Origin of the sequence: Christiangramia sp. 3-2217-3z (assembly GCF_051195275.1) — a bacterium.
Lineage (GTDB): Bacteria > Bacteroidota > Bacteroidia > Flavobacteriales > Flavobacteriaceae > Christiangramia > Christiangramia marina.
This window is the reverse complement of record NZ_JBNJLI010000039.1, coordinates 1-1,241: the sequence shown is the minus strand read 5'-3', so window position 1 is coordinate 1,241 and position 1,241 is coordinate 1. Positions and strand designations below refer to the sequence as shown.

The following is a 1,241-nucleotide window of genomic DNA, read 5'->3' as shown; positions in this document are numbered from 1 at the left end:
AACGGTCTCCTTTACTTTGTTTTCATATTTTAAGAGAGAACTAAGGGGAGAACTATAACGGTCTCTAGTTAGGCACCATTAATCGTAAGAGTCCCCTTAGTATCTACTAGTGTTGCGAAGAACTAATTGGAATACCAGGTCTTAGTGGGACCCGTTAAAGGAGATAGTTAACGCAACTTCATTTTAAATCGATTTTAAAGATATGAAAAATTACCAGTTAGCTGTAGGGATTGATGTATCCAAAAAGACCTTAGATGTTTTCATTCATAACCATAGTAAACATCGGGTATTTGATAACACCAGATCCGGTTATTTATCCCTGGTGAAGTGGGTTGGTAAATTTTCAGAAAACGAAAAACCAATTTTATACTGTTTTGAACATACGGGAAACTATTCTTTGAAGCTAGCGATCTTTATGCAGACTAACGGTTTAGACTATGTTCAGGAGAATCCGATCGTCATTAAAAGATCCTCCGGACTGGTTCGAACTAAATCAGATCGAGTAGACGCTCAAATGATCGCCAGGTATGCCTGGTTACACAGGGAAGAGTTAGAGTGCAGTAGCATTCGGGACGAAGCCTTACTGGAACTGGGAAGATTATTAAGTCTTAGAGATCAGTTAGTGCGTAATCGCACGGGTCTTATGGGAACTTTAGAGGAGCTTACAGGACTTTTATCTAGTCCATCGACAGATATAAGCTGTAAGAGTTTAAAGCATACTATAGCCTATCTGAGCAAGCAGATTCTCAAGCTGGAGAAGCAAATAGATCAGCTATTAAAAAGAGAGGAAGAGCTTGGAAAGAATTACAAGTTACTGACCAGTTTAAAGGGCGTAGGTAGAATACTGGCCTGCCAGTTAATTTATCACACGTGCAACTTTGCACGCTTCAGTAGCTGGCGACAGTTCTCCAGTTATTGTGGTACGGCCCCTTTTGAACATAGTTCAGGAACCAGTGTATTTAAACGAGCAAAGAGTCATCCAATGAGTGATAGGAAAATGAAAAGTTTATTAAGCATGGCTAGTGTATCAGCGATCCAGCATGACGGGGAACTACGAGAATATTATCAAAGAAAAGTAGCAGAAGGCAAACCAAAGATGGTCGCCTTGAACAATGTTAGAAATAAGCTTTTATCGAGAGCATTTGCGGTGATAAAGCGAGGAACACCCTACGTAGATCTATGCAAATATGCTGCTTAAAATTTATTGAAAATGGTTTGTTTTTGATCTTGGAATACGGTTA

At 39.4% G+C, this 1,241-nt stretch carries 1 protein-coding gene; it reads left to right on the top strand.

Annotated features, from left to right (window positions below):
- Window positions 1-202 precede the first annotated feature (202 nt).
- Window positions 203-1,198 (top strand): IS110 family transposase, encoded by a 996-nt coding sequence (locus ACSHZO_RS15860; RefSeq protein ID WP_298248429.1) that lies wholly within the window; start codon window positions 203-205, stop codon window positions 1,196-1,198.
- The last annotated feature ends 43 nt before the right edge of the window (window positions 1,199-1,241 follow it).

Coding starts and splice junctions, on each gene's coding strand:
- ACSHZO_RS15860 (WP_298248429.1), top strand. CDS start 203: ATGAAAAATTACCAGTTAGCTGTAGGGATTGATGTATCCAAAAAGACC.